Here is a 22,741-nt window from a genome sequence, read left to right on the forward strand (position 1 = left end):
TTTATATAATCAAATGGTTTCGTGGCGAAGAGATTTTCATCAATACCCAGAGCTATCGTTTCAAGAAATAGAAACACCGAAAAAAATAGCTGAAATTTTAAAAAGTTTTCATATTGATGTGAAAACAGATGTCGGGGGAAGAGGGGGAATCGGCGTAATTGAAGGTGGAATACCTGGGAAGACGATGGCGCTACGTGCTGATTTTGATGCACTACCTATTCAAGATGAAAAGAAAGTTTCATATAAATCAAAGGTTCCTGGTGTAATGCACGCTTGTGGCCATGATGGACATACAGCAACACTTTTAGGAGTTGCAAAAATATTAAGTGATAACAGAGACCAACTTTCAGGAAAAATAGTCCTTATTCATCAACATGCAGAAGAGAAAGAGCCTGGCGGAGCAATTGCCATGATTGAGGATGGTTGTTTAGAAGGAGTAGATGTTGTTTTTGGTACACATTTATCTTCTCAGATGCCTTTAGGAATTGTTGGAACGAAAGCTGGAGCAATGATGGCGGCAGCTGATACTTTTGAAGTGAAGATTCAAGGGCGAGGCGGTCACGGCGGTATGCCACATCATACTGTAGATGCTATTATCGTTGCAACACAAGTTATTAATCAGTTGCAACTTTTAGTGAGTAGAAAAGTCGATCCACTTCAATCAGCAGTTTTAACAGTTGGTACATTCCATGCCGGGCAAGCCGATAATATTATTGCGGATACTGCTACGTTTACAGGAACCATTCGAACGTTAGATCCTGAAGTGAGAGAATATATGGAGAAGGAATTTAGACGAGTTGTTGAGGGGATTTGTCAGTCCCTTCATGCTGAAGTTAATATTCAATATAAACGAGGTTATCCAATATTAATAAATCATGTAGCTGAAACACGTCATTTTATGACGGTCGCGGAACACGATCTTGGCAAAGAAAGGGTCATGGAAGTACCACCTATTATGGGCGGAGAAGATTTTGCATACTACTTAGAACATGTTCCAGGAGCATTTTTCTTCACAGGTGCCGGTAATGAAGAAATAGGGGCAACATATCCACACCATCATCCTCAATTCGAGTTTGATGAACGTGCGATGTTGGTTGGTGGGAAGTTACTTTTAAGTCTTGTGAATAGTTATTCAAGAGATGGAAAAGAATTTCTTCATCATGTAGAAGTGAAAAAGTAATTTACATAGATAAAAAACAACAATAGGTCATATAAAACCTATTGTTGTTTTTTATTATTTTTGCAAGGAAAGACTATCAAAATATGTTCTATAGTTATTAGAGAATTCAAAGTTGTTTTTTGCATCCCAATTAATAGACCAAGACATTAGGCCACGGAATGCAGGATAGCCACTCTGACTTGAAAGTTTATACTTTCCTCCGAAAGGAATTCCTTTAATGATATAATCTAAAGCTTTTTTCATTTCAGTGGGGGAAATATATCCGCCACTTGGAGCGGCCGCTGGTGCTGCAGGAAGTCCAATCATGACTTGATCCGAACGAAGAGGCGGGAAAATGTTATTTGCATTACCACCTACAGGAAAACCATGTAAGAGCATATCTGCCATAGCGACTTCGTAGTCTGCAGTACCTTGATTGTAGTTATTACCGTCCATTCCAATCCCGCTACCAGCGTTGTAGTGTTGAACGTGAATGTATGTTAGTTTGTCTTTCACTCCGTAAATAATCGGTAAATATGCACCCCAGATGCTTCCATATGCGCTATAGCCGCCTTGAACATAAGCTGTTTCAGGAGCCATGCTTAATAGAAAATTTGGACCATAATGATCTGAGATTGTCCGAATAGCCGAAATAAGATTTACGATTTGAGGAGTCGTTGGGTTTTTGAAATTAGTGTCATTACCGTTTAAGTAAATTCCTGATTCAAGGTCAATATCTATTCCATCAAAACCGTATTTATCAATTAGAGATTGTATGGAATTAATAAAACGTTGCTTAGCGGCATTATCAGGAAGTAAAACGACCCCATTTTGTCCACCTATTGAAAGAACTACTTTCTTTCCTTTACTTTTTAAATAAGCAATATCTGATTTGAATTCTGCATCTGTACCATACACAGGAGAAAATTCAACAGTGGAACGATCACCACCAGTTTCACCGAAAGATACATTGAGTACATCCCATTTTGGTGAAACGTCTCTTAATTTAATAATGCCAGTACCGTTATCAAAGTTATGCCAGTATCCAACGAGTAATTTTGATCCTAAATTGTTTGCTGCTTGTGCTTGAAAGGGAGCTAGCGGTAGCAGTAAGAAAATTACTAAAGTACAACAAATGAATTTGAACTTGTTTAACATATCAACACTCCTATACAAAAAGTTGTCTAGATGTATAATCTTGTTTATTTAATGATATCTGAAAATTCATTCTCTTGTAAGGTGACTATAATTTTCTCAACAATTGTGTATGGGAAATTATTAAACCTAATGAAATAATTTTTGAAGGAGGTCGAATTGCGATTGTTAAATTCAGAATATTTTGATATATTTTAAAGTATAGGATAAGATTTTTCACATAATACTCTTACATAAATTTCAAAATTAAGTTTGGAAGGGGATGTACAAGAGTTGGATAAAAATCTTAAGAAAGACCTCAAAATACGCCACATTACAATGATTTCCATTGGTGGCGTAATAGGAGCTGGTTTGTTTGTTGGAAGTGGCGCGGTTGTGCATTCAGCGGGTCCAGGTTCTATCGTTTCATATGCATTAGCAGGACTTCTAGTTATTTTCGTTATGAGAATGCTAGGAGAAATGGCAGCTATTAATCCGACAAGTGGTTCATTTGCAACATATGCAAGAGAGGCAATTGGTCCATGGGCAGGTTATACAATTGGGTGGCTATATTGGTTTTTCTGGGTAATTGTTATTGCAATAGAAGCTACAGCAGGTGCTGGTATTATTCAATACTGGATTCCAGAAATCCCACTCTGGTTATTAAGCTTAATATTAACGATTTTATTAACGTTGACGAATGTTTTCTCGGTGAAATCATTTGGAGAATTTGAATATTGGTTTTCATTTATTAAAGTAATAAGTATTGTTTTGTTCCTTTGTCTTGGACTAGCTGTTATTTTAGGATTTGTACCAGGAACGGAAGCACCTGGCACTTCGAATTTGGTAGGTCAAGGAGGATTTATGCCAAATGGTATAAGTTCGGTGTTACTTGGAATCACCGTCGTTATATTTTCATTTATGGGATCTGAGATTGTTGCAGTGGCCGCTGGAGAGTCTGCCGAACCTGTAAAGGCAGTCAAAACAGCAACAAATAGTGTAATTTGGCGTATTCTCGTATTTTTCATTGGATCGATCGCTGTAGTTGTTACACTCCTTCCGTGGAATTCGGCGAACATACTAAAAAGCCCATTTGTGGCGGTACTGGAACATATAGGGATACCAGCGGCAGCGCAAATTATGAATTTTATCGTTTTAACAGCTGTACTTTCTTGTTTAAATTCGGGTTTATATACGAACTCAAGAATGCTTTTTTCAATGGCAGAAAGAGGAGATGCGCCAAAGGCATTTTTGAAATTGAATAGTAGTGGTGTTCCAGTTCGGGCGGTTTTATTTGGAACTTTCTTTGCTTACATTGGAGTTGTTTTTAGTTACATATCTCCAGATAAAGTATTTTTATTTTTAGTGAATGCATCTGGCGGGATTGCGTTACTCGTTTATCTCGTTATAGCAGTTTCACATTTCAAGATACGTAAAAAAATGGGGAAAGCGGAACAACAAAATTTGAAAGTGAAAATGTGGCTTTTTCCATATGTAACATATGTTACAATTGCTGCGATTATAGCAGTTTTAGTTGCCATGCTCGCAATTGAATCTTTACGTTCACAAGCGCTTTTAACAATGCTTGTTACTGTTCTTATAATAATTTCTTATTTTATTTTTAATAGAAATAAAAATAGTACATTGTTGAATCCTAAAAGTAAGAATGAGGAATCTGTTCGATTCTAATTTCTTGTTTTAGAAGAGAGTTACACCCAATCATTGCTATAAAAGAATCATATATAATCATAGAAACAAGTAATTACTATTGTCATAGTGAATATAAACTTTTTTCTTGACTTTTTATATGAAGGCGAGCAAAATGGTAAAAAAGGAAGGGGGGATGACGATGGAAGAGTACGTATTAGAGCTTTATAACTTTTTATATACGACAGAATGGCAAGATATTGTTTCATTTCTAGGAATAATGTTTTGTATGAAAATTGTAATTGTATATATGGAAGAGCAAGGTATGTTCTATTCCTTCTCATCTCCGTTCGATGTGCAGCGCGAGCCGTTGCCAAACTATGCCAAGGTAAATTATGAACAATTTCCTTTTGTGATTTTCTTTATGATTCGATTTATAACAGCAATTGTAAAGAAAAAGGAAAGTGACGATGAAGAGTGCCACTCAACTTGTAATATAGCGACTGCTTTTTAAGCTAAATACAAGGAGGAGATTTATATGTGGTTTCGATTTCTTATGATTGGTTTCTTTTCATTAACAGCAATTTCATTAATGGGATATCAAGTGTCTGAAATATATCAAGCGTATAGCAGTACGTTTTTTAACAAAAACTAATCGCATTGCTATTTGAATAATAAAGCGATAAAATCCTTCTTAAGAAGTATTGTTAAGAAGGGTTTTTTCTTTGCCCTGTCTTACTGTGTCAAACTATTGTCACATTTACACTGTGAATAATATGTTAAAATAGTGAGGTTACGTATACATATTTGAAGGAAGAGGAGTGACCATTTTGGTGGATCAATCAACGAATCAGAAAAGCTATGCTCCCATTGTGATAACGCTTTCTGTAATTGTAAATGCGATTATTTTATTTTTGTTCTTTGGACCTGTTGGCTATGAAGGAGAAGTACATTTTGATGTAACAATTTTACCAATGTTAAATGCAATTTTTAATAGCTTTACGTTCGTATTCTTATTAGCAGCTTTATACTCTATTATTAAGAAGAATGTGAAAATGCACCGTGGTTTCATCCTAGCAGCATTTACAACGACGTTGCTATTTTGTGTTTCTTATTTATCGTATCATTACTTGGCGCCAGCAACACATTTTGGCGGAGAAGGATTCATTAAATATGTGTATTTCATCATTTTAATTACACATATTATCCTTGCAGCAATTATTGTACCGCTTGCATTGTTTGCACTTGTGTTTGGTTTTACGAATCAATTAACACGTCACCGTAAAATTGTACGTTGGACGATGCCGATTTGGTTATATGTGAGTTTATCTGGTGTTATTGTTTACTTAATGATCTCACCTTATTATCAATAAAAAAAATCTCAGCCTGTAGGCTGGGATTTTTTTATTAGGCAAATATTTTTGTGAAATGAAAAAATTGTGGTATACAAAAGTATAGTTGCTTTTTATATAGAAGGGATGGTAAAGATATATGCAAAATTTTGTATTTCGTAATCCGACAAAACTTATTTTTGGTAAAGGACAGTTAGAGCAGTTAAAAACGGAAATTCCACAGTTCGGTAAAAAAGTTCTTCTCGTGTACGGGGGAGGCAGCATTAAAAGAAATGGTATTTATGATAATGTGATTTCTATTTTAAAGGATATAAATGCGGAAGTATTTGAGTTGACAGGAGTTGAACCGAATCCTCGTTTATCAACAGTAAAGAAAGGGATTCAAATTTGTAAAGACAATGGAGTCGAATTTATTTTAGCGGTTGGCGGAGGAAGTGTAATCGACTGTACGAAGGCGATTGCTGCTGGTAGTAAATATGATGGAGATGTATGGGATATTGTAACGAAAAAATCATTTGCTAGCGAGGCGTTACCGTTCGGTACTGTACTCACTCTTGCGGCAACAGGTTCTGAAATGAATGCAGGATCTGTAATTACAAACTGGGAAACGAATGAAAAGTACGGCTGGGGCAGTCCAGTTACATTCCCTCAGTTTTCAATTTTAGATCCACTACATACTTCGTCTGTGCCGAGAGATCAAACGATTTATGGTATGGTCGATATTATGTCGCACGTATTAGAGCAATATTTCCATCACGGCATGAATACAGAATTACAAGATCGTTATTGTGAATCTGTTTTAAGAACAGTAATTGAAACAGCTCCTAAGCTTTTAAGTGATCTAGAAAATTATGAGCATAGGGAAACAATTTTATATTGCGGTACTATGGCGTTAAACGGCATTTTAGCGATGGGAGTAAAAGGAGATTGGGCAACTCATAATATTGAGCATGCAGTTTCTGCTGTTCATGACATACCGCATGGGGGCGGACTCGCGATTCTATTCCCAAATTGGATGAAGCATGTTATAGATGAAAATGTGAGTCGCTTTAAACAGTTCGCTATTCGTGTATTCGATGTAGAAACAGGTGGGAAGACAGATAAAGAGGTTGCATTAGAGGGAATTGAGGCGTTACGTCAATTTTGGACTTCAATTGAAGCTCCAGTAACATTAGCTGATTACGCTATTAGAGAAAGTGAAATTGACTTAATGGCGGATAAAGCGATGGCTTATGGTGAATTCGGTAACTTTAAAAAATTAAATAAAGATGATGTTCTTGCAATTTATAAAGCTTCTTTATAAGTGAAGCGAGAGAAGAAACCTATTTGATTGTTGTATCAAATAGGTTTCTTTTTTTATTTATAACCGATTTTGATTGATAGTGATTATTTTTGACTGTTTATGGTTGATTTTTGTGATCGTTTTCATTATACTGTAATCAAAGAAGAGGTGAATAAAATGTTAACTCCTGAACGTCATCAAATGATATTGCAACTTGTAAAAGAGCAGAAGGTTGTTAAATTACAACAATTAGTTGAAAGAACAGAAAGCTCTGAATCGACAATTCGTCGTGATTTAGCACAATTAGAAAAACAAAGGTTATTAAAAAGAGTTCATGGTGGTGCCTCTGTTTTAACAGGAAAAGGACAGGAGCCAACGATGATTGAAAAATCATCCAAAAACATTCAAATAAAACAACAAATTGCCAAGTATGCGGCTAGTATTGTTGAACAAGGGGATTGCGTTTATTTAGATGCAGGAAGTACAACATTTGAAATGATTCCATTTTTAATAAATAAAGATGTTACTGTCGTAACGAATGGACTTATGCATATTGAAGCTTTAGTTGAAAATAATATTCGTGCGTATTTACTAGGCGGGATGATGAAGAGTAGGACGAAAGCTTTAATTGGTGCTATGGCACAGGAAAGTATGCAAAAGTACCGTTTTGATAAATGTTTCTTAGGAGCAAATGGTGTACATGAACAGCTTGGTTTTACAACTCCAGATCCAGAAGAGGCACTTTTAAAACAAATGGCATTAACATTTGCGAACGAAGGATATTTCTTAATTGATGAAAGTAAGTTCTCAGAAGTTGCATTTGCGAAAATTGCCAATGTTGAAGAAGCGAATATTATTACAAACCATTTAGAAATTGATTTAGAAAAATATAAAAGACAAACCAATGTAATTGAGGCTGATAAACAATGATCTATACAGTTACTTTAAACCCATCTATTGATTATGTAGTACAAGTTAATTCCTTCGATTTAGGCGCAGTAAATCGAGCAGAGAAAGATATGAAATTTCCTGGAGGGAAAGGCATTAACGTTTCTCGTGTTCTTCATCGTTTAGGTGTTGAAAATGTAGCGCTTGGATTTACTGGTGGATTTACCGGTCGATTTATTAAAGATGTATTACAGGCGGAAGGTGTAACAACAAACTTCGTCCAAGTAGACGGTGATTCCCGAATTAATGTGAAAATAAAAGGGCAAGAAGAGACAGAATTAAATGGGCAAGGTCCTAATGTGACAAATGAACAATTTGAACAATTAATGAAACAAATCGAAAGTATGAGGCAGGGAGAGTGTGTTGTACTAGCTGGAAGTGTACCGGCGTCTATCTCAACTACTTTTTATGAATCAATCGCAGCGCTCGGAGCTGAGAAAGGTATTCGTGTAGTAGTCGATGCAAGTGGAAGTGCGCTGCAGCATGTAATTAAAAATAAACCATTTTTAATAAAGCCTAATCATCATGAACTTGGTGAGTTATTCGGAGTAGAGATTTCAACAGTAGAAGATGTTTTACCGTTTGGAAGAAAATTAGTTGAACAAGGTGTAGAGCATGTTATCGTATCAATGGCTGGAGATGGGGCTTTATTATTTACGGCACAAGGTATATATGAAGCAACTGTTCCAAAAGGTGTTGTAATTAATTCGGTTGGGGCCGGAGATTCTCTCGTTGCAGGATTTGTAGGTAAATATGAACAGACAAAAGATATTGAAAAGGCATTTCAATATGGCGTTGCAACAGGGAGTGCAACAGCATTTTCAGCTGATTTATGTGAAAAAGAAAAAGTAGAAGAATTATTGTCGCAAGTAATTGTAACTAAGCGATAGGGGGAAGTAACATATGAAAATTACAGAACTATTAAAAAGGGATACAGTTATTATGAACTTGACAGCTTCAAATAAAGAAGCTGTCATAGATGAATTAGTTGAGAAATTAGACGGAGCAAATCGTTTAAATAGTAAAGCTGAATTTAAAGAAGCTATTTTAAAGCGGGAGTCACAAAGTACAACTGGCATAGGGGAAGGGATTGCTATACCTCATGCGAAGACGAATGCCGTTAAACAACCATCGATTTGTTTTGGTAGAAGTGTAAGCGGTATCAACTATGAGTCGCTTGATGGACAGCCTGCACATCTGTTTTTTATGATTGCTGCGAGTGAAGGGGCGAATAATACTCATTTAGAAACGTTATCTCGTCTCTCTACGTTATTGATGGATGAAGGGTTCCGCAAGCAATTATTAGAAGCAAAGGATGAGGATGAGCTTCTCCGTTTATTTGATGAAAAAGAGAATGAAAAAGAAGACGAAGAAGTTGAAGTAGCAAAGCCGGAAGGGAATGAGCCATACGTATTAGCTGTTACAGCTTGTCCGACTGGTATCGCTCACACATATATGGCTGCGGATAGTTTGAAAGCAAAAGCAGCAGAGTTAGGAATAGCGATTAAAGTTGAAACGAATGGATCAACAGGTGTTAAAAACGATTTAACGAAAGAGGACATTGAACGCGCAACGGCTATTATTGTAGCTGCAGATAAACAAGTAGAAATGAATCGTTTTGCTGGGAAGCATGTCATTCAAGTACCAGTCGCCGATGGGATTAGAAAAACTGAAATCCTTCTTAATCGAGCTATAAAACAAGATGCACCAATCTTTAAAGGGGTAAAAGAGGATGGGAAGGCAGAAAATGTAGAGAAAGAAAAAGGGCTAGGAATTTATAAGCATTTAATGAGCGGTGTAAGTAATATGCTTCCGTTCGTTGTTGGTGGTGGAATTTTAATTGCACTAGCGTTTTCGTTTGGTGGTATAAAAGCGGAAGGTCCTTTAGCTGAATTGTTCATGTCTATTGGGGGAGGAAAAACAGGTGCGTTTTTATTCCTTGTACCAATCTTAGCTGGATTTATTGCGAGTTCTATTGCTGATCGTCCTGGTTTTATGCCTGGTGTTGTAGGTGGGTTTTTAGCAGCACAAGCGAATGCGGGATTTTTAGGTGGATTAATTGCTGGTTTCTTAGCTGGATATGTTGTTTTAGGATTGAAAAGATTATTTTCAGGATTACCAGTACAGTTAGAAGGAATTAAACCTGTTTTGTTATATCCAGTCTTTGGATTGTTGATTACAGGAGTTGTTATGCAAAAAGTAGTAAATCCGCCTGTAGTAGCATTAAATGAAATGTTAACAGGATGGTTAAATGGTTTGAGTGGTACGAATGCTATATTATTAGGACTTATTTTAGGCGGTATGATGGCAATTGATATGGGTGGTCCAATTAATAAAGCGGCATTTACATTTGGTATTGCTGCAATAGAAGCACAGAATTTTGGAGTGCACTCAGCAGTTATGGCTGGTGGTATGGTACCGCCACTTGCGATTGCATTCGCAACCACATTCTTTAAAACAAAATTTACAGAAGCAGAACGTAAATCTGGTTTAACAAATTATATTATGGGAGCATCATTTATTACAGAAGGTGCGATTCCATTTGCAGCTGCCGATCCGGTTCGAGTAATAGTAAGCTGTGTTGTTGGTTCAAGTATCGCGGGTGCCTTATCTATGTTATTCCAAATTACATTGCCGGCACCGCATGGTGGATTGTTTGTTATCGCATTAGTGAATAAACCGTTGCTATACATTTTCTCTATATTAATTGGGACGATTGTTTCAGCTATTATGATAGGTGTTTGGAAGAAGAAAGTTAAATAAAAGATAAAAAGGGACAGCTAATAGGAGTTGTTCCTTTTTCGTTACAAAAAGTAATTTAATAATTGGATTATGATGGATTTTGGTAAAAGATGTAATGAAAAGTGATTTTTTTGTAACAAAAAAGTAATACTGTAATTTTTTCTGGAAAAAAATTCTTATACTAATTTGTGAGAAATATATGAAAACTATTGCTAATTTTGGTAGAAATACAATTCTTTAATATGGAAATTTATGTTACAAATCATTAATCGTTTATTACGAATGCTTTGTAATTGTGTGATTTTCGAAATTCTACAAAAAACTGTTGCTATAATGAGAACACGAAAACAAAGCAAATGGAGGCTATTCATGAAAAAATTATTAGGTATAGCAACAGCAGCAGTTTTTGGTCTTGGGATTTTTGTAGGTTCTGCTAAAGCGGAAACGATTGTAACAACAGATGTATTAAACGTTAGAGAAAACCCAACTGTAGAATCAAAACTTGTAGGTAAAATGTTAAGTGGAAATAAATTAGATGTTATAAATACAGAAAACGGATGGTTCAAAATTAAATTAGATGGTAAAGAAGCTTTTGTAAGTGCTGAGTTTACGAAAAGTTCTTATTATGTAACAGCAAACGTATTAAACATTCGTGCTGGAGCGAATACTGATTCAGAGATTCTTGGCACGCTTAAAAAAGATGACTTGATTGAAACGACAAATCAAGTACAAAACGAATGGTTACAATTCGAATATGGCGGGAAAGCGGCGTATGTTCACATACCATTTTTAACAGGTACAGCACCTGTTATTGAAAGAAAAGAAGTTCCAGCTCAAGATGAAGCGCCAACTAAGGTGAAAACGGCGGTTAAAAATGATACATCAGTTAAGGTGAAAGCGCCGGCTAAAAATGATACGGCAGTTAACGGAAAGGAATCAGTTAAAAGTGGAGCATCAAGTAAACCAGTAGCGCAAGCGAAGCCGGCAACTAAGCCAGTGGCGAAATCTACTGAAACAAGTGAACCTGCTGGTCGTGAAATAACAGTAGAAGCGACAGCTTACACAGCTCACCCGAGTGAAAATGGCACATATGGTGGTCGTGTGTTAACTGCGATGGGGCATGATTTAACAGCGAATCCAAATATGAAAGTTATTGCTGTTGATCCGAAAGTAATTCCTCTCGGATCAAAAGTGTGGGTGGAAGGATATGGAGAAGCAATTGCTGGAGATACTGGTGGCGCGATTAAAGGAAACCGTATTGATGTTTTAGTTGGTTCAGATAGCACTGCTGATAGTTGGGGGCGTAAATCCGTTAAAGTGAAAGTTATAAAATAATTTATTAAAATAAAAAACGGCTGCTTGAAAATGTCTAAGCGGCCGCTTTTTTTATATAAGAATTATTGAAAAGGGTAAATTGTTTTACCTGTAATAATTTTATACGCGGTGCAAAATTGAGTTTGTATATACTCTGTATTTTTATTTTCTGGATGTAACGTTGTTTCTTGAAGAGTAGAATGAAAGGAACGTAGTAAACAATTTAGTGCGAAGTATAATTCTTCTTGTGAACAATTTTGTTCTTTTGTAGCAGTAGCTAAAATAAGGTCTTTTATTAATAATGGAAAATCGATAGTCGCTTGTTTCATAGTCATTGCACCCTCTCCGAGCTATTTTTTATCATGTATATGCAGAATTGGACAAGCTATGCTCTTTTTTTTGTGTAATTTCATGTACTGGATTCAAAGAACTTGCAATCATGCCGTTAAAATTGGTAAGATTGGGTATAATCAATAGATGGAGTATATTACATAAAGAGAGTTGAATGATATGGGAGAAGTGCAACGTGAAAAAGTTGCTGTCATCATTGGGCCAACTGCTGTCGGAAAGACGAAATTAAGTATCGATCTTGCAAAAGCGTTGAATGGTGAGATTATTAGTGGTGATTCCATGCAAATTTATCGTACGATGGATATCGGGACTGCAAAGGTGACGACAGATGAGATGGACGGAATTCCACATTATATGATTGATATAAAAGATCCGGAAGATTCATTTTCTGTGGCGGAATTTCAAGAAAGTGTCCGTAAGTGCATTCGAGAAATTACAGAGCGCGGGAAATTACCAATTATTGTTGGTGGAACCGGTCTCTATATACAATCTGTTCTATTCGATTACCAGTTTACAGATGAGGCTGGGGACGCTACATACCGAGAACAGATGGAAAAGTTAGCATTAGAACACGGTGTGGAATATGTACATAAAAAGTTGCAAGAAGTAGATCCAGAAAGTGCGGAGCGTATTCATGCCAATAATGTAAGGCGTGTTATTCGGGCGTTAGAAATTTTTCACACGACGGGTGAAAAAATGAGTAACCAGCTCGAAAAACAAGAAAATGAGTTACTGTACGATGTTTCATTAATTGGCTTGACAATGGATCGAGAAATGCTATACGATCGCATTAACTTACGTGTTAACCTAATGATTGAACAAGGTTTATTAGAAGAAGTAAAAGGTTTACATGAAAGAGGAGTGCGAGATTGTCAATCTATTCAAGCGATTGGTTATAAAGAGATATATGATTATTTTGAGAATCGTGTATCTTTAGAAGAAGCGGTATCACAATTAAAGACGAATTCACGCCGTTATGCAAAACGTCAATTAACGTGGTTCCGTAATAAGATGGATGTCGCGTGGTTCGATGTTACTGATGGTGAAAAAACGTCAGAAATTTTACGATACATAGAAGGAAAGCTACAACTAAAGTCGAATAATAGTAAGTAGAGAAAAAGAGGAGGATTCGACATGAAGCAATCAATCAATATTCAAGATCAGTTTTTAAATCAACTCCGTAAAGAGAATACGTTCGTTACGCTGTACTTATTAAATGGTTTCCAGCTTCGTGGATTAATTAAAGGATTTGATAATTTTACAGTCCTGCTGGAAACAGAAGGTAAGCAACAGCTTATTTATAAACATGCAATTTCTACATTTGTACCACAAAAAAATGTTTCAATTGAATTAGAGTAGTAATGAATTATTGTACATAACAAAAAAAGAGCGAGTTTCTCGCTCTTTTTTTTATTTGTCATAAACAATAAATAGTGAAATTTAAGCGATTCTAAATACAGTAAGACGAATGTTAGTGTTTCCTGTTGCAGGGATCGTAATCTCGTTAAGAGTAGATTGGACAGAAATGTTTGCTCCAGCAGCTAATGTTTCGATTGTAGTAAATGAAAGTGAGTCGCCTATTAGATTTGAAGAGAAGTTGTCAGTAGCAACTGCTCCATTAATTGAAATTCCTACTCCAAGTGGAGCGCATCCTGGCGCAGTTGTAGAAATAGATACGCTAATTACATAAATACCAGCGTTAATAACAGTAACTGTATTTGTGCCGTTAAAGATAATATTGTTTACGTTAATTGCAGTACTAAAAATAAAGTTATTAAATTGGATTACTGTTTGTTGGATGTTGTTTGTTACAACGATTGTTGCTACTGGGAAGCTAGGTCCAGTAGGTCCGGTAACTCCTATACCAGTCGCACCCGTTGGTCCTTGAACACCTTGAGGTCCAGTCGCACCCGTGTTACCTTGAGGTCCAGTAGGTCCGGTAACTCCTATACCAGTCGCACCTGTGTTACCTTGAGCACCTTGAGGTCCGGTAGCACCCGTGTTACCTTGAGCACCTTGAGGTCCGGTAGCACCCGTGTTACCTTGAGCACCTTGAGGTCCGGTAGCACCCGTGTTACCTTGAGCACCTTGAGGTCCGGTAGCACCCGTGTTACCTTGAGCACCTTGAGGTCCGGTAGCACCCGTGTTACCTTGAGCACCTTGAGGTCCGGTAGCACCCGTGTTACCTTGAACACCTTGAGGTCCGGTAGCACCTGTGTTACCTTGAATACCTTGAGGTCCAGTAGGTCCAGGAGGCCACCAGAAGGTCCGGTAGGTCCGGTAACTCCTATACCAGTCGCACCTGTGTTACCTTGAGCACCTTGAGGTCCGGTAGCACCCGTGTTACCTTGAGCACCTTGAGGTCCGGTAGCACCCGTGTTACCTTGAGCACCTTGAGGTCCGGTAGCACCCGTGTTACCTTGAGCACCTTGAGGTCCGGTAGCACCCGTGTTACCTTGAGCACCTTGAGGTCCGGTAGCACCCGTGTTACCTTGAGCACCTTGAGGTCCGGTAGCACCTGTGTTACCTTGAGCGCCTTGAGGTCCGGTAGCACCCGTGTTACCTTGAGGTCCAGTAGGTCCAGGAGAGCCACCAGAAGGTCCAGTAGGTCCGGTAACTCCTATACCAGTAGCACCCGTGTTACCTTGAACGCCTTGAGGTCCAGTAGCACCTGTGTTACCTTGAACGCCTTGAGGTCCAGTAGCACCCGTGTTACCTTGCGCACCTTGAGGTCCAGTGGAACCGGTAGCACCTGTGTTACCTTGAACGCCTTGAGGTCCAGTAGCACCCGTGTTACCTTGAGCACCTTGAGGTCCGGTAGCGCCCGTGTTACCTTGAGCACCTTGAGGTCCGGTAGCACCTGTGTTACCTTGAACGCCTTGAGTCCAGTGGAACCGGTAGCACCTGTGTTACCTTGAGGTCCAGTAGCACCCGTGTTACCTTGCGCGCCTTGAGGTCCAGTGGAACCAGTCGCACCTGTGTTACCTTGAACGCCTTGAGGTCCAGTGGAACCAGTAGCACCTGTGTTGCCTTGAACGCCTTGAGGTCCAGTAGTACCCGTGTTACCTTGAACGCCTTGGGGTCCAGTGGAACCGGTAGCACCCGTGTTACCTTGAGCACCTTGAGGTCCAGTGGAACCAGTCGCACCTGTGTTACCTTGAACGCCTTGAGGTCCAGTGGAACCGGTAGCACCTGTGTTACCTTGAGGTCCAGTAGCACCCGTGTTACCTTGCGCGCCTTGAGGTCCAGTGGAACCAGTCGCACCTGTGTTACCTTGAACGCCTTGAGGTCCAGTGGAACCAGTAGCACCTGTGTTGCCTTGAACGCCTTGAGGTCCAGTAGTACCCGTGTTACCTTGAACGCCTTGAGGTCCAGTGGAACCGGTAGCACCTGTGTTACCTTGAGGTCCAGTAGCACCTGTGTTACCTTGCGCGCCTTGAGGTCCAGTGGAACCAGTCGCACCTGTGTTACCTTGCGCGCCTTGAGGTCCAGTGGAACCAGTAGCACCTGTGTTACCTTGAACGCCTTGAGGTCCAGTGGAACCGGTAGCACCTGTGTTACCTTGAACGCCTTGAGGTCCAGTAGCACCCGTGTTACCTTGAGCACCTTGAGGTCCAGTCGCACCTGTGTTACCTTGAACGCCTTGAGGTCCAGTGGAACCAGTAGCACCTGTGTTACCTTGAACGCCTTGAGGTCCAGTAGCACCCGTGTTACCTTGAACGCCTTGAGGTCCAGTAGCACCTGTGTTACCTTGCGCACCTTGAGGTCCAGTGGAACCGGTAGCACCTGTGTTACCTTGAACACCTTGAGGTCCAGTGGAACCAGTAGCACCTGTGTTACCTTGAACACCTTGAGGTCCAGTGGAACCAGTCGCACCTGTGTTACCTTGAACGCCTTGAGGTCCAGTAGCACCTGTGTTACCTTGCGCACCTTGAGGTCCGGTGGAACCGGTAGCACCTGTGTTACCTTGAAGACCTTGAGGTCCAGTGGAACCAGTAGCACCTGTGTTACCTTGAAGACCTTGAGGTCCAGTGGAACCAGTAGCACCTGTGTTACCTTGAACGCCTTGAGGTCCAGTGGAACCGGTAGCACCTGTGTTACCTTGAACGCCTTGAGGTCCAGTAGCACCCGTGTTACCTTGAGCACCTTGAGGTCCAGTGGAACCAGTAGCACCTGTGTTACCTTGAAGACCTTGAGGTCCAGTAGCACCTGTGTTACCTCTAGGTCCGGTCGCACCAGTAGCACCTGTGTTACCTCTAGGTCCGGTCGCACCAGTAGCGCCCGTGTTACCTCTAGGTCCGGTCGCACCAGTAGCGCCCGTGTTACCTCTAGGTCCGATCGCACCAGTAGCACCTGTGTTACCTCTAGGTCCGGTCGCACCAGTAGCGCCCGTGTTACCTCTAGGTCCGGTTGCACCAGTAGCGCCCGTGTTACCTCTAGGTCCGGTAGCGCCAGTAGCGCCCGTGTTACCTCTAGGTCCGGTAGCGCCAGTAGCGCCCGTGTTACCTCTAGGTCCAGTAGGTCCAGTAGGTCCTCTGCCGAACGAAGCTGAATTAACTAGAGTAGTTTGTAACTCTGCAATTAATTTAAGGAGTTCTTGGAGTGTACAAGGATCAATTCGGAATAACTTTGTAATGTAAAGTAAATAATTAATTAAAATTTGAAGTTCAACAAATACAGCACTTGCTACGAAGGTTGGATTTTTTAATATAGTTATTAAGTTTTTAATGATGGCTAATCCTTGTGCTTTCAGAGCGGAAGTAGTGTCTAGTGAACAGATGAATTTGCTTAGTAGGTGCAATGTATCTATTAGATTCTCAATGTTTTTGGGAGATGGATTGGCGAAAAGTTTAGGGATTATTTTTATTAAATCGTTAATGATTGCACGGAATGTTCTAATTTGCGCTTTAGTAATTGGAATCGTTGGGGTAGTTGGAATTCGTCCAGCGCTAGTTGGAAAGCATGGATTGGAGTATTTATTTTGATTGTCGTTAAAGCGAGACATTAAATCTCTCCTTTCTAATAAGAATGTGAACGAAACTCATCATAGTAGATGCAGAGAGTAGTTAAATGGTCATAGTGAAATGGATTCTTTCGAGAAAAAATAAAAAAAACGCCTTATTATAGGGCGTTTTTTTTATTTTCAGCATATTGATAATATCGCTTTAGTGAAATTTTTGATTTGAAGCCAACTAATTTTATGATTTCTGGCTCTGGGGTTTGTTTTTTTATTAGGCGTAAAATAAACGTGTTCCGGAAATGTTGTCCAGAAATGCCTTTACGTAAATTGGCTCTTGCTACTTCAAGTCGGATCATTTTTTGGATAGCGATTTCTGTTAGTGCTTTTGGTGCATCGTTTTCGTATACCCATCTGTATGTTCCGCGGTTAAAATCGAATGCAACAAACAACGGGTCATTACTATGGTATTTAGGACGAACTGGTTCTGGAATACTTTTATAATATGTGTACAGTTGTTTTTTGTCTTCGATTGCTAATGTGATTGTTCTTTCTACTCCTGCGGTTGCTGGAATAGAAAGTGTATTAGTTTCAAAATGAACGTGATGCATAGTTAATGCTGTAAGCTCTTGTAAGGATAGTCCGTAGTCGATTAATATACTTAAAATGGCGATATTACGATCCATTAATAATGGACGAACGGGACGTTGTTTTTCTGAAAGTCCTTCTAATGAAGTGACTATATGCTTTAATCTTTTTTCTTCATCGGATGAAATGAAATCTTCATTACGCAATGCACGGTTTGGTTGAATAGTAATTTCCATATCATTCAATGGATTTGGAATGTTAAGAAAATGATGCATTCTATTTAATACAATAAATACACGATGCATTGTTTTCTCAGAGTAGTGTCGATTCTTTTTTAAGTCTGAAAAGTAATCTTCATAGTCTTTTGTACAAAGTGTTGCCCATATATTACTGGAAGGGAGCTTTTTGTTTTTTTCTAACCAATGTCCAAAATCTTCAATGTCATAAACATAACGTTTAATGGTTGAAGACTTTCGGCCTTTATTCAATAAAAAAATAGAAAAGGCTTGTATTGTATCATGGAATTCCGTTGTTTCCATAGTCCCACCACCTTGATTATTTCTTATATTATAGCAAACTTTTCTGAAAATAGGCATTTGCAAGAGGGACTGGAATAATAATATTTGGTGAGTGGATAAAATGAGGTGATTGTATGGAGCAATCGATGCGTAAGAAAAATAACAATCAAATTAATATTGTATTAAACCATCGAAAGAAAATTTCGTTACCGGCATCAGAAAATAAAACGGTAATTTCAAGTGAAACCACTACTAAACATGAGATGTTGCAGAGAATTGAAGAAGAGATGGGAAAGCTTGTTGGGATGGATGAAATAAAAAAGATAATAAAAGAAATTTATGCTTGGATTTATGTAAATAAAAAAAGGCAAGAGATGGGGTTGAAATCTGAGAAGCAAGTGCTTCACATGTTATTTAGGGGGAATCCCGGTACTGGGAAGACAACCGTTGCTAGAATGATAGGGAAATTGTTGTTTGAGATGAATATTTTATCGAAGGGGCATTTAGTTGAAGCAGAACGTGCTGATCTTGTGGGGGAGTATATCGGTCATACAGCGCAAAAGACGAGAGATTTAATAAAAAAGGCCATGGGAGGTATTTTGTTTATTGATGAGGCGTATTCTTTAGCGCGGGGGGGAGAGAAGGATTTTGGGAAGGAAGCTATTGATACACTTGTGAAGCATATGGAAGATAAGCAGCACGGTTTTGTATTAATTTTAGCTGGATATTCAAGAGAGATGAATCATTTTCTTTCATTAAATCCAGGGTTACAATCTCGTTTTCCATTTATTATTGAATTTGCGGATTACTCGGTAAATCAGCTGTTGGAAATTGGAAAGAGAATGTATGAGGAGCGTGAATATCAGTTATCTAAAGAAGCGGAGTGGAAATTTCGAGATCATTTACATGCGGTAAAGTATTCGTCGCAAATTACATCGTTTAGTAATGGGCGATACGTACGGAATATTGTTGAAAAATCGATTCGTACACAAGCTATGCGATTGTTACAAGAGGATACGTATGATAAATATGATTTAATTGGGATATCAAGTATGGATTTAATGCTTGAAGAGGAGACGCACAGTACGTAAACTGTGCGTCTGTTTTTATGCATAAGTTCGTTTACTCTTTTTTTGCTTTTTCTTGGTGAGTTTTATGAAGACGTTCCATTTTAGCGCTCTTTTCGTGCGCTGAATTTGGATCATGTCCAAATTGGTTTACTGAGCTTTTTTGAGCTCCTTTATTAACATGGTTTGTCATTTGCATTCACCTCGCTTTAAAAATTAGTATAAACATTATGTAAAGAAAAACTCGTTAGAAAAGAAAAACCTCTTTACGATATGTAAAGAGGTTAGATTGCTATTTATGCATTGAGCGCTCCTTTGTATCGATGCGTCTATGCGGTAAATGCCATTTGTAATGAATAGAAACCATGCGGAAGCAAACAATTAAAATGAATAAGGTGTATAGAGCCCAATCGCTAACGATGACTTTAGCGCCAATCAAAAAACCGGCTAAAATCGTCCAAAACGCATATACATCAGCTCGAAGGACGAGAGGTTTTCTACGTGCTAAAAGATCACGAATAATACCGCCGCCAATGCCAGTTAAAACAGCAGCTACAATTGTAGCGCTAATTGGTAAATTTAATTTTTGGGCGTATAGAGCTCCTTGTACGGCGAACGCTGATAAGCCGATGGCATCTGTGATGTTTTCCCACTTTTTCCAATGCTTAATTAATTTATTAGGAAAAAGAAAAATGATCGTCATTGATAATAGTGCGATTTGGAATAACATGTCTTGTTGCCAAAACGCGACGATTGGATAACCGATTAATAAATTACGAAGGGCACCTCCCCCAAATGCGGTTGCCATTCCTAAAATATATACCCCGAAAATATCATAATCCTCTTCCATTGCAACAATGGCTCCGCTTAGTGCGAAAGCGATTGTGCCTATGATGCTAAAAATCTCCCATGCCATGAATTTTCTCCCCCGCTAACTAGATGAAATGTGCTTCCTCTGCTATTATATTAGAAGGTTTAAATTTCGAAAAGGATGAGTGAACATATTTGATGGAAGAAAAAGAAAAAATCATATTAGTTGGCTGTCAATTGCCACAAGATGATGATGAAAAATTTATGCATTCCATGAAAGAGCTTGCATCGCTAGCGAAAACTGCGCGAGCGGAAGTGTTAGTATCAACGACGCAAAAGCGCCCGAAGTTTCATCCGGCGACTTATATAGGAAAAGGTAAACTAGAAGAGCTTGCAGCGTTGACGGAAGAATTAGAACCAGCTGTTATTGTTTTTAATAATGAGTTAACACCAAGTCAAATTCGGAATTTATCTTCAGTATTAGATGCGAGAGTGATTGACCGAACGCAGTTAATACTAGATATTTTTGCGCAACGTGCGAAATCGAGAGAGGGTAAGCTTCAAGTAGAATTAGCTCAATGGCAATATACAATGCCGCGCCTTATGGGACAAGGTCTTGCTTTATCGCGTCTTGGTGGTGGAATTGGTACAAGGGGACCAGGAGAGACGAAGCTTGAGACAGATCGTCGTCATATTCGATCTCGTATTGATGAAATAAAGAGACAACTTGCGGTTGTTGTGGAGCATCGAAAGAGATATCGTGAGAGAAGAAAAGATAATAAAGTGTTTCAAGTTGCGTTAATTGGGTATACAAATGCAGGAAAATCTACGTTGTTTAATAGATTAACGGAAGCTGATACGTTTGAAGAAAACTTATTGTTTGCAACGCTAGATCCGACGACAAGAAAGATGCCGCTACCTTCTGGTTATACAGTGCTTTTGACTGATACGGTTGGTTTTATACAAGATTTACCTACGTCACTAATTGCTGCTTTTCGATCTACGTTAGAAGAAGCTGGGGAAGCGGATGTTATTTTACATGTTGTTGATTCTGCAGATCCTAATTATGTAGGGCATGAGCAGACAGTAAAACAATTATTGTCGGACCTTGAAATTAATCGTATTCCTATTATTACGTTATATAATAAAAAAGATAAATTGCATCAAAACTTCATTCCATTTCCGAAAAGTGATTTCTTAATGACTAGTGCTTTTGAAGAAAGTGATTTATTGCGTATAAAAGAAGCGCTAGAAACGAAGATGAAGGAAGAAATGGATGATTATCAAGTGGAAATCCCTCCGAGTGAAGGTAGGTTATTAACGCTTTTAAAGACAGAAACAATATTAACTAAAATGGAGTTTCTAGAAGATAAATTTGTATATGATTGTACAGGGTATATATTTGCTCATTCATCGCTTAAGGGGCAATTAAAGAGATTTTTAGTGGAAGAAGGAGAAAATAATGTTTGATCGTTTGAAAAATGGAGAAAAAATTGCTCCAATCGTAAAAGAAGTAGAAAGTCAAATTATAGAAGTACATAAACATGTGGATGAAGTGATTGAGAGTAACCAATTTCGTGTATTAGAAAGTTTTCGTAAACACAAAATTAGCGATTCGCATTTTATTCCGACGACAGGTTATGGTTATGATGATATTGGTCGTGACACGTTAGAAAAAGTGTATGCTGATGTATTTGGGGCAGAAGCGGGTCTTGTTCGTCCGCAAATTATTTCAGGTACTCACGCAATTTCGACAGCTCTATTCGGTATTTTACGTCCAGGAGATGAACTGCTATACATAACAGGAAAACCATATGATACGTTAGAAGAAATCGTTGGTGTACGCGGAAAAGGTGTAGGCTCATTTAAAGAATATAATATTGGTTATAACGCAGTTCCGTTAACTGAAGAGGGATTTGTGGACTTTGAAGCTGTTGCAGCTGCGATCCATAGTAATACGAAGATGATTGGTATTCAGCGTTCAAAAGGATATGCTACTCGTCCGTCGTTTACTGTTTCACAAATTAAAGAGATGATTGCGTTTGTGAAAGAGATTAAACCTGATGTTGTTGTATTTGTAGATAACTGCTATGGCGAATTTATTGAAGAAGAAGAGCCATGTCATGTTGGTGCGGACTTAATGGCAGGCTCTCTTATTAAGAATCCTGGCGGTGGAATTGTTAAAACTGGTGGTTACATTGTTGGTAAAGAGCAGTATGTTGAAGCGTGTGCATATCGTCTAACATCTCCAGGAATCGGTGCGGAAGCAGGGGCATCTTTATACAGTTTGCAAGAAATGTATCAAGGTTTCTTCTTAGCGCCGCATGTAGCGGGACAAGCGCTAAAAGGTGCGATTTTTACAGCTGCATTTTTAGGGAAGTTAGGGATGAATACATCACCAGCTTGGAATGCACCAAGAACAGATTTAATTCAGTCTGTTCAATTTGATGATAAAGATCGTATGATTGCGTTCTGTCAAGCGATTCAATATGCATCTCCAATTAATTCTCATTTCACTCCATATGCAAACTATATGCCGGGTTATGAAGATGATGTAATTATGGCTGCGGGGACGTTTATTCAAGGTGCAAGTATTGAGCTGTCGGCTGATGGTCCGATTCGTCCGCCTTATGTTGCTTACGTGCAAGGTGGGTTAACTTATTCGCATGTAAAGATTGCTATTTGTTCTGCGATTGATGCGTTAATTGAAAAAAAACTATTAACAATTTCTTAAAGGAAAGCTGTCGATTTCGGCAGCTTTTTTCGTGTGAAAGTAATGATTTGTGCCATTAGAAAAAAATGAAAAAATTCACAAAAAAATCATGTAAGAAAAGCTAACATCTATTGACACTAAACATAACATGGTATAAAA

Annotated in this window: 24 protein-coding genes; 15 read left to right on the forward strand and 9 right to left on the reverse strand. The window is 38.6% G+C overall.

The window, feature by feature from the left end; genetic code table 11:
• The first annotated feature begins 13 nt into the window (after positions 1–13).
• On the forward strand, positions 14–1,180 hold the full coding sequence (locus NSS74_RS05835; RefSeq protein WP_340813563.1) for an amidohydrolase: 1,167 nt from the start codon (positions 14–16) through the stop codon (positions 1,178–1,180).
• Between the two features lie 54 nt (positions 1,181–1,234).
• Here the strand turns inward: NSS74_RS05835 and NSS74_RS05840 are convergent, their stop codons facing one another.
• Positions 1,235–2,317 carry a chitinase gene (locus NSS74_RS05840; RefSeq protein ID WP_002128633.1) on the reverse strand — a complete coding sequence of 361 codons (1,083 nt, stop codon included), beginning with the start codon at positions 2,315–2,317 and terminating at the stop codon, positions 1,235–1,237.
• A 270-nt stretch (positions 2,318–2,587) separates the two neighbouring features.
• Here NSS74_RS05840 and gabP point away from each other — a divergent pair, with 270 nt between their 5' ends.
• The 8 genes from gabP to entD all read left to right on the forward strand — a co-directional run bounded on the left by gabP (position 2,588) and on the right by entD (position 11,599).
• Positions 2,588–3,982 carry a GABA permease gene (gene gabP, locus NSS74_RS05845; protein ID WP_000360102.1) on the forward strand — a complete coding sequence of 465 codons (1,395 nt, stop codon included), beginning with the start codon at positions 2,588–2,590 and terminating at the stop codon, positions 3,980–3,982.
• 133 nt (positions 3,983–4,115) lie between these two features.
• Positions 4,116–4,454, forward strand: coding sequence for a hypothetical protein (locus NSS74_RS05850; protein ID WP_078175321.1), 339 nt, complete (start codon positions 4,116–4,118; stop codon positions 4,452–4,454).
• 316 nt (positions 4,455–4,770) lie between these two features.
• Positions 4,771–5,313 carry a DUF420 domain-containing protein gene (locus NSS74_RS05855; RefSeq protein ID WP_000228316.1) on the forward strand — a complete coding sequence of 181 codons (543 nt, stop codon included), beginning with the start codon at positions 4,771–4,773 and terminating at the stop codon, positions 5,311–5,313.
• A gap of 118 nt (positions 5,314–5,431) precedes the next feature.
• Positions 5,432–6,595 (forward strand): iron-containing alcohol dehydrogenase, encoded by a 1,164-nt coding sequence (locus tag NSS74_RS05860; protein ID WP_340813254.1) that lies wholly within the window; start codon positions 5,432–5,434, stop codon positions 6,593–6,595.
• Positions 6,596–6,751: 156 nt separating this feature from the next.
• A complete protein-coding gene (locus NSS74_RS05865; RefSeq protein WP_002128628.1) occupies positions 6,752–7,504 on the forward strand; it encodes a DeoR/GlpR family DNA-binding transcription regulator in 753 nt (250 codons plus the stop codon).
• Positions 7,501–8,412: a 1-phosphofructokinase gene (gene pfkB / locus NSS74_RS05870; protein WP_012261518.1), complete on the forward strand. Its 912-nt coding sequence runs from the start codon at positions 7,501–7,503 to the stop codon at positions 8,410–8,412. The genes NSS74_RS05865 and pfkB overlap by 4 nt, the downstream gene beginning before the upstream one ends.
• 13 nt (positions 8,413–8,425) lie before the next feature.
• Positions 8,426–10,285 (forward strand): PTS fructose transporter subunit IIABC, encoded by a 1,860-nt coding sequence (locus tag NSS74_RS05875; RefSeq protein WP_088039976.1) that lies wholly within the window; start codon positions 8,426–8,428, stop codon positions 10,283–10,285.
• Positions 10,286–10,633: 348 nt separating this feature from the next.
• Positions 10,634–11,599: a cell wall-binding protein EntD gene (gene entD / locus NSS74_RS05880; protein ID WP_340813255.1), complete on the forward strand. Its 966-nt coding sequence runs from the start codon at positions 10,634–10,636 to the stop codon at positions 11,597–11,599.
• A gap of 62 nt (positions 11,600–11,661) precedes the next feature.
• Here entD and NSS74_RS05885 read toward each other — a convergent pair whose 3' ends face one another.
• Complete coding sequence (locus NSS74_RS05885; protein WP_002033671.1) at positions 11,662–11,907, reverse strand: hypothetical protein; 246 nt, start codon at positions 11,905–11,907, stop codon at positions 11,662–11,664.
• Positions 11,908–12,088: 181 nt separating this feature from the next.
• On the opposite strand from NSS74_RS05885, the gene miaA reads away from it, so the two are divergent.
• Both miaA and hfq read left to right on the forward strand, forming a co-directional pair.
• Positions 12,089–13,042, forward strand: coding sequence for a tRNA (adenosine(37)-N6)-dimethylallyltransferase MiaA (gene miaA, locus NSS74_RS05890; RefSeq protein WP_002142786.1), 954 nt, complete (start codon positions 12,089–12,091; stop codon positions 13,040–13,042).
• Between the two features lie 21 nt (positions 13,043–13,063).
• Positions 13,064–13,288 carry an RNA chaperone Hfq gene (hfq, locus tag NSS74_RS05895; protein ID WP_000813896.1) on the forward strand — a complete coding sequence of 75 codons (225 nt, stop codon included), beginning with the start codon at positions 13,064–13,066 and terminating at the stop codon, positions 13,286–13,288.
• Positions 13,289–13,369: 81 nt separating this feature from the next.
• Here hfq and NSS74_RS27920 read toward each other — a convergent pair whose 3' ends face one another.
• The gene (locus NSS74_RS27920; RefSeq protein WP_445661826.1) at positions 13,370–13,729 is read right to left on the reverse strand and encodes a Gly-Xaa-Xaa repeat protein; all 360 of its coding nucleotides are present in this window, start codon (positions 13,727–13,729) and stop codon (positions 13,370–13,372) included.
• On the opposite strand from NSS74_RS27920, the gene NSS74_RS05905 reads away from it, so the two are divergent.
• Complete coding sequence (locus tag NSS74_RS05905) at positions 13,650–13,817, forward strand: hypothetical protein (RefSeq protein WP_340813256.1); 168 nt, start codon at positions 13,650–13,652, stop codon at positions 13,815–13,817. The two genes, NSS74_RS27920 and NSS74_RS05905, sit on opposite strands and share 80 nt — an antisense overlap.
• Positions 13,818–13,875: 58 nt before the next feature.
• Here NSS74_RS05905 and NSS74_RS05910 read toward each other — a convergent pair whose 3' ends face one another.
• From NSS74_RS05910 to NSS74_RS05925, 4 genes are all read right to left on the reverse strand, one after another.
• Positions 13,876–14,124, reverse strand: coding sequence for a hypothetical protein (locus tag NSS74_RS05910; protein WP_340813257.1), 249 nt, complete (start codon positions 14,122–14,124; stop codon positions 13,876–13,878).
• A 92-nt stretch (positions 14,125–14,216) separates the two neighbouring features.
• Complete coding sequence (locus NSS74_RS05915; protein ID WP_340813258.1) at positions 14,217–14,522, reverse strand: hypothetical protein; 306 nt, start codon at positions 14,520–14,522, stop codon at positions 14,217–14,219.
• A 27-nt stretch (positions 14,523–14,549) separates the two neighbouring features.
• On the reverse strand, positions 14,550–16,934 hold the full coding sequence (locus NSS74_RS05920; protein ID WP_340813259.1) for a collagen-like repeat preface domain-containing protein: 2,385 nt from the start codon (positions 16,932–16,934) through the stop codon (positions 14,550–14,552).
• 116 nt (positions 16,935–17,050) lie between these two features.
• Complete coding sequence (locus tag NSS74_RS05925) at positions 17,051–18,013, reverse strand: tyrosine-type recombinase/integrase (protein WP_002128613.1); 963 nt, start codon at positions 18,011–18,013, stop codon at positions 17,051–17,053.
• 113 nt (positions 18,014–18,126) lie between these two features.
• Between NSS74_RS05925 and spoVK the strand changes: the two genes are divergently transcribed.
• Positions 18,127–19,083 carry a stage V sporulation protein K gene (spoVK, locus tag NSS74_RS05930; protein WP_002014481.1) on the forward strand — a complete coding sequence of 319 codons (957 nt, stop codon included), beginning with the start codon at positions 18,127–18,129 and terminating at the stop codon, positions 19,081–19,083.
• Between the two features lie 31 nt (positions 19,084–19,114).
• On the opposite strand, the gene NSS74_RS05935 is transcribed toward spoVK, so the two are convergent.
• Both NSS74_RS05935 and NSS74_RS05940 read right to left on the reverse strand, forming a co-directional pair.
• Positions 19,115–19,252, reverse strand: a complete 138-nt coding sequence (locus NSS74_RS05935) for a hypothetical protein (RefSeq protein WP_002087943.1) — start codon at positions 19,250–19,252, stop codon at positions 19,115–19,117.
• Between the two features lie 99 nt (positions 19,253–19,351).
• Positions 19,352–19,975, reverse strand: coding sequence for a trimeric intracellular cation channel family protein (locus NSS74_RS05940; protein ID WP_002014478.1), 624 nt, complete (start codon positions 19,973–19,975; stop codon positions 19,352–19,354).
• Positions 19,976–20,067: 92 nt separating this feature from the next.
• On the opposite strand from NSS74_RS05940, the gene hflX reads away from it, so the two are divergent.
• Positions 20,068–21,339 carry a GTPase HflX gene (gene hflX, locus NSS74_RS05945; protein ID WP_340813564.1) on the forward strand — a complete coding sequence of 424 codons (1,272 nt, stop codon included), beginning with the start codon at positions 20,068–20,070 and terminating at the stop codon, positions 21,337–21,339.
• Positions 21,332–22,603 (forward strand): methionine gamma-lyase family protein, encoded by a 1,272-nt coding sequence (locus NSS74_RS05950; protein WP_002128611.1) that lies wholly within the window; start codon positions 21,332–21,334, stop codon positions 22,601–22,603. Before hflX ends, NSS74_RS05950 begins: the two co-directional genes overlap by 8 nt.
• Positions 22,604–22,741 lie beyond the last annotated feature (138 nt).

The organism is Bacillus sp. FSL E2-8868, assembly GCF_038005505.1.
GTDB classification, from domain to species: domain Bacteria; phylum Bacillota; class Bacilli; order Bacillales; family Bacillaceae_G; genus Bacillus_A; species Bacillus_A mycoides.

Bases quoted from the DNA above. Each gene is read 5' to 3' on its own strand.
- NSS74_RS05835 (WP_340813563.1), top strand. From the start codon at position 14: ATGGTTTCGTGGCGAAGAGATTTTCATCAATACCCAGAGCTATCGTTT.
- NSS74_RS05840 (WP_002128633.1), bottom strand. From the start codon at position 2,317: ATGTTAAACAAGTTCAAATTCATTTGTTGTACTTTAGTAATTTTCTTA.
- NSS74_RS05850 (WP_078175321.1), top strand. From the start codon at position 4,116: ATGGTAAAAAAGGAAGGGGGGATGACGATGGAAGAGTACGTATTAGAG.
- NSS74_RS05860 (WP_340813254.1), top strand. From the start codon at position 5,432: ATGCAAAATTTTGTATTTCGTAATCCGACAAAACTTATTTTTGGTAAA.
- NSS74_RS05865 (WP_002128628.1), top strand. From the start codon at position 6,752: ATGTTAACTCCTGAACGTCATCAAATGATATTGCAACTTGTAAAAGAG.
- pfkB (WP_012261518.1), top strand. From the start codon at position 7,501: ATGATCTATACAGTTACTTTAAACCCATCTATTGATTATGTAGTACAA.
- NSS74_RS05875 (WP_088039976.1), top strand. From the start codon at position 8,426: ATGAAAATTACAGAACTATTAAAAAGGGATACAGTTATTATGAACTTG.
- entD (WP_340813255.1), top strand. From the start codon at position 10,634: ATGAAAAAATTATTAGGTATAGCAACAGCAGCAGTTTTTGGTCTTGGG.
- NSS74_RS05885 (WP_002033671.1), bottom strand. From the start codon at position 11,907: ATGAAACAAGCGACTATCGATTTTCCATTATTAATAAAAGACCTTATT.
- miaA (WP_002142786.1), top strand. From the start codon at position 12,089: ATGGGAGAAGTGCAACGTGAAAAAGTTGCTGTCATCATTGGGCCAACT.
- hfq (WP_000813896.1), top strand. From the start codon at position 13,064: ATGAAGCAATCAATCAATATTCAAGATCAGTTTTTAAATCAACTCCGT.
- NSS74_RS05920 (WP_340813259.1), bottom strand. From the start codon at position 16,934: ATGTCTCGCTTTAACGACAATCAAAATAAATACTCCAATCCATGCTTT.
- NSS74_RS05925 (WP_002128613.1), bottom strand. From the start codon at position 18,013: ATGGAAACAACGGAATTCCATGATACAATACAAGCCTTTTCTATTTTT.
- spoVK (WP_002014481.1), top strand. From the start codon at position 18,127: ATGGAGCAATCGATGCGTAAGAAAAATAACAATCAAATTAATATTGTA.
- NSS74_RS05935 (WP_002087943.1), bottom strand. From the start codon at position 19,252: ATGACAAACCATGTTAATAAAGGAGCTCAAAAAAGCTCAGTAAACCAA.
- NSS74_RS05940 (WP_002014478.1), bottom strand. From the start codon at position 19,975: ATGGCATGGGAGATTTTTAGCATCATAGGCACAATCGCTTTCGCACTA.
- hflX (WP_340813564.1), top strand. From the start codon at position 20,068: ATGGAAGAAAAAGAAAAAATCATATTAGTTGGCTGTCAATTGCCACAA.
- NSS74_RS05950 (WP_002128611.1), top strand. From the start codon at position 21,332: ATGTTTGATCGTTTGAAAAATGGAGAAAAAATTGCTCCAATCGTAAAA.